The 3,883-nt window shown below is 65.8% G+C and carries 5 protein-coding genes; 2 read left to right on the top strand and 3 right to left on the bottom strand.

All coding sequences use genetic code 11. The features are described from left to right. The coding region (locus VGM51_13550; protein ID HEY3414061.1) for a transposase at positions 1-354 on the bottom strand (354 nt) is incomplete at its 3' end. A gap of 710 nt (positions 355-1,064) precedes the next feature. On the opposite strand from VGM51_13550, the gene VGM51_13545 reads away from it, so the two are divergent. After that, positions 1,065-1,493 carry a hypothetical protein gene (locus tag VGM51_13545; GenBank protein HEY3414060.1) on the top strand — a complete coding sequence of 143 codons (429 nt, stop codon included), beginning with the start codon at positions 1,065-1,067 and terminating at the stop codon, positions 1,491-1,493. Between the two features lie 19 nt (positions 1,494-1,512). After that, positions 1,513-2,046 (top strand): hypothetical protein, encoded by a 534-nt coding sequence (locus VGM51_13540; protein ID HEY3414059.1) that lies wholly within the window; start codon positions 1,513-1,515, stop codon positions 2,044-2,046. Positions 2,047-2,967: 921 nt separating this feature from the next. Here the strand turns inward: VGM51_13540 and VGM51_13535 are convergent. Further along, the gene (locus tag VGM51_13535; protein HEY3414058.1) at positions 2,968-3,276 is read right to left on the bottom strand and encodes a hypothetical protein; all 309 of its coding nucleotides are present in this window, start codon (positions 3,274-3,276) and stop codon (positions 2,968-2,970) included. A 231-nt stretch (positions 3,277-3,507) separates the two neighbouring features. Continuing rightward, positions 3,508-3,883, bottom strand: a 376-nt coding sequence (locus tag VGM51_13530; GenBank protein ID HEY3414057.1) for an Ig-like domain-containing protein, incomplete at its 5' end; no start/stop codon positions are given.

Genomic DNA, 3,883 nt, shown 5'->3' with positions numbered 1-3,883 from the left:
TCGACGCCGCTTGGTTTCCACGGGCAGACGCATCGCACGCACCTCGATCGGGCCTTTCTCTCCATCGCGCACCCGGTGGTGACTCCACTCGCTGACGGGCGTGCGCTTGGCAACGACCTTGGTGGCGTGCCACTCGGGCGGCCGGCCCACCTCACCGCGGAGCCGGCGCACGCTCGTGGACGACGGCACCTCCATCAGGTACCGCTCGCCGCGCGAGGCCAGGCTGTCGCGAAATGCGCTGCACCGGCCGTACTCGTCGTCCCCGACGATCCAGCTGTGGGGGAGGTGGCCGGCGTTCGCCAGCAGCAGCTCGTCCCCCAACTCCCAGGCCTTCTTGAAAGCGCACCTCGGCAGGAACGTGCGTCTTCTTCCTCCGCGCCTTGTCCGACGCCCACTCCCGAGGCAGGTAGAGCCGCCGGTCGATCAGGACGCCCGACCCCTTGCCCGCGTAGGCCAGGTAGATGCCGACCTGGCAGTTCTCCACCTTGCCCAGCCGGCCACACCACTGGCGGACGACTCCCACAGAGGAGCGACCCTTCTTCGGGACTCCTGAACCGTCGAGTACGAGCACGCCGTCGGACTCCCCCAACTCGGCGGCCACCTCCGTGCGGAGCAGCGCCAGAATCGGGCTCTCGCTCCAGGTGCTCGCGCCGACGAAGTGCTGCAGCGGGCCGCGGGACTGCCCGCTGGCGATGGCAATCGGCTCGACCGACTTCCGCTCGACGCCGCCGACCAGGCCGCCGACGAAGGTGCCCAGGTGCTCGCCTTGGGACTCCAGCTGCATGAGCGCCTGGTAGGGGGCGGGCAAACTCGACGAGCCGAGCGGAGATCTCCTCGATGTCCGCAGCGCTCAGCTCGCCCACGTCGACTTCGCCAGCCGGGTCCCGCCGTCTTCCCATGTGACCGCCTCCGCGCAGCTCGAAGCGCAGAGCACCTTCAGACGTGCCCGGCCAAGTCAATGGGTCTCTGTAAGTAGTTGGGTTTGTTGGGTTTCTCGACCACTGCGAGTTTCAACCCGGCGACGAGGGCGAGTTCAGACAGTAGAGGTAGTCACAGACCCGAGGGTGCAGCCATACCTTGACTCTCTGCGCGATGGTCCCTCGGCTGCTGGACGTGACCTCTATCGACAGCTCGATCAGGCTCCGTTCCCCGTCGATATCGGATTTGGCTATCGCAGCGACTACTACTCAGGGCAGACCTTCCCGCAGTGGGACGATGGTAAGTTTGCCGGGGCATCCGTAGGCATTGATTTCGAATGGATCACGACCAAGTCGTGCGGGCGAAGAACCGTGAACGGCACCCTCGTGCACGAACTCACGCACGTGCTACAGGCTTCTCGTGGCGGGAACGAAGCAACCTGGTCTTCGTGGACATCGGACAACTTCGATGTTCTGGAGAGGAGCGCGAACTCCGCCACGAAGTCGTACTACGAACAGCTGGGCTGGGACGCGACGAAGTGGCTCAACTCGCTTCCTGGTCCGTGGCGGCCGTGACCTTCCGGGGCCTAAGGGCATGAAACCAAGCCTCTTGTCTCTGCTGGTTGGCACCGCTCTTGTGATGGCTATCCCTCGGGTCTCCGTTGCGTGCGACTGCAAACCGTACTCGGACGCCGAGCGGTTCGATAGCGCCAAGGCCGTGTTTCTTGGCGTCGCGACAGAGCAGGCGACAGGCGGGAAGTACCGCCTGAAGGTGGAAGAGTCGTTCAAAGGAGCCGACCACGACTACCTCGACGTTTTCGCCGACGATGGTTCCGACTGTGCGGTGCGTATGCGGGTCGGAAGCAGGTATTTGGTGTTTGCCGGCGAGCACACGGGAGGGCTGTTCACTGGTGCATGCACGACGGTTTGGGACCCCAACGAAATCGACCGCACTCTCAGCGCCATCAGGCCTCTTACCAAGACGGAGCGTGGCAACCACGGCGGGGAATCGCCGGCAGTTGCGCTCAGCATCGGCCTAGCGGCCGTGCTCGCCGCTGCGCTCATTCTCCTTGCGTGGCGGCGCTACCGACGGCCAAGAGGGAGTAGACCGCCGTCGTCTCCATCCTGACCACGAAGTGCAGCACCCTCGGGCGCACGAACCTGCGCAAGTCGTTCGTGGGGCTCTCGAACGAGGTGGCCTACGACTCGCGCAGCGCGCGACGGCTACGTGGTGGCCAACGCGGCTCACAGACCCTTGGGCACCCGCACGGACGGGAGGCCGCTCGCCAGCCCAGCCCCCCCCAGGCGCCCCACAGGCGTGGGGGGGGGGCGGGTAACGGGGGCCCTGGCCGGACTTGAACCGCGGGCCGCGTTTAACAGGAAACCGGCCGATCTGTTAAACGGCCAGGCCGAGCTGTTAAACGGCTCTCCCGTGATCTCCCCCGGAGAGCGCAGAGAGCGCCCTCCAGAGCCCCCCGGCCGGAGGGTCTCCGCGGCGCGTGTGATCTCCGGCTCGGGCTTCCCCTCTGGGACGGCAGTTAAACAAAAAGCCGCCCGGAGTTTGTCCGGGCGGCTTCGAGCTCCGCATTGTCCCCGCCCCACCAACCCCGTCTCTGGCGCATCCTGAAGTTCGCAAGGCCGAAACCTCGCGTCATTTCCAGTGGTTAGGCCCAGAGATCACACCTCGGAGGGGTAAACGGTGCCCCGAAATTTGCCGGGACCGGCGCTGTCGGCCTCAAGAGCTCTTGGCTGATAGCCGCGGATCCGTGTCACAAGCCCGCTCGCTCCCCGGGGCCGGTCGGGGAGCGAGCGGGTGAGCCCAACGCTTGGGCTCCCGACCGCTGCTCAATACCGAGACTATTTGTCGATCTGGAGAACTGACCGCCATACCGGAGCAGGAGCAGGCACTCGCAGGAACGAACTTGCAAGACCCTGTCCCGTCGGACGGTAGCCCTACCGATGAACCCGGGTCGTCCCGACGCTCTACGGCTGACGGCACAAGAGCAGAGCCGTCGTTGCAGCAACCGCAGCAGCAGGGATTGGATGCCACCTACCCGAGATCCGTAGGTTCGACTACGACCGGTTCCGCGATTTCGAATCCGTCGCCGGCTAGCATCTTGGCCACGAAGTCGGCAAAGCGCGTCATCTCCATGGGCGTCAGCCGGGTGAGTGAGTTCAGCGCTCCGCTCAGACACATAGGTTCGCTAATCGCTCCATCCGCTCCGACGAGGACTTCCACACGCAGCTCGGCAGCCTCGGCGGAGGTTCCAGGACAATGAGCGGAGACGCGACGAAGGACTGCCGTGAGAGTCTCACGGGCCTCGTAAAGGTTCTTGGCATCGGGCGAAGCGGTCGGCATGAAGACCATCAGGCGCCGACCGCCCCGCTGGCCACGGATGGAGACTCGAAGAGGTGGACCGGACACGCGCACTACCTCGCGTTCTCCCCTGTTGCGCCGAGCTGCGGAAGACTCGCCTGTTTCATTTGCGAATCCACTGGCGGCCATCCGGCCAGAAAGCGCGGGGGCCGCTGGTGGTCGAATGCAGCCGCCGCCGGCCACCCCTGGGGATGGCCGGCGGCGGCGATGAGCCTACTGGGTGGTGAAGGGAGCCGTGTAGGGTGTGAGCGCCAAGCCGCCGAGGTCCGTCACCCCTGCCGACGCTGAGAACGAGTGTCCGGTGGCCGCGGTGAGAGGCGCGAGCGGGGTGAAGGTGACCACCGTGCTCGTCGGGTTGAACGAGAAGCACCCGAATACCTGGGCGGCCCCTGCGGCGAGGGAGACCGAGCCGGTGCTGATCGTGGTGCTGTAGGTCACGGATGCGGGGTCGATCGGCTCGCTGAAGGTGAGGCTGAGGGGCGCCGCCGGGTTGACGAGCGTGGCGTTGATGGCGGGCACCGAGGAGACGACCGTCGGGGAGATGGAGTCGGTCGTGAAGGTGCTCGTGAAGTTGGCGGCCAGGGCATTG

The organism is Armatimonadota bacterium (genome assembly GCA_036504095.1).
In the GTDB taxonomy this organism is placed as follows: domain Bacteria; phylum Armatimonadota; class DTGP01; order JAKQQT01; family JAKQQT01; genus DASXUL01.
Note: the sequence above shows the minus strand (reverse complement) of the source record. Positions and strands in the feature narration are given on the sequence as shown.